Source organism: Bacillus cereus group sp. BfR-BA-01356 (genome assembly GCF_022663635.1).
Lineage (GTDB): Bacteria > Bacillota > Bacilli > Bacillales > Bacillaceae_G > Bacillus_A > Bacillus_A cereus.
Genome location: NZ_JAKUFX010000339.1, coordinates 1 through 213, shown reverse-complemented (window position 1 = coordinate 213; position 213 = coordinate 1). Strand labels below are relative to the sequence as shown.

The window sequence follows — 213 nt, the reverse complement described above, 5'->3', positions numbered from 1 at the left end:
ATTTCAATTGCATTTCATGATCGATTAACTAGAGAAGAAGTTTCGATTTTTGCACAAAACGATCATTTGTTTTCTAAATTTAAACTTCCTTTAGATATGCTATATAGCCCATGCCCATCAACTTAAGAGTGAGCACAACCTGAGCTTTCGACTCATCGGATCAAAACATTCCTAAAATAAAAGCATACTCTTAAAAATAAGCATCTCAAATAA

Annotated in this window: 1 pseudogene; it reads left to right on the top strand. The window is 31.9% G+C overall.

The window, feature by feature from the left end:
- Window positions 1-111, top strand: a pseudogene (locus MR168_RS33870) (DUF1878 family protein); the annotation flags it as partial.
- Window positions 112-213 lie beyond the last annotated feature (102 nt).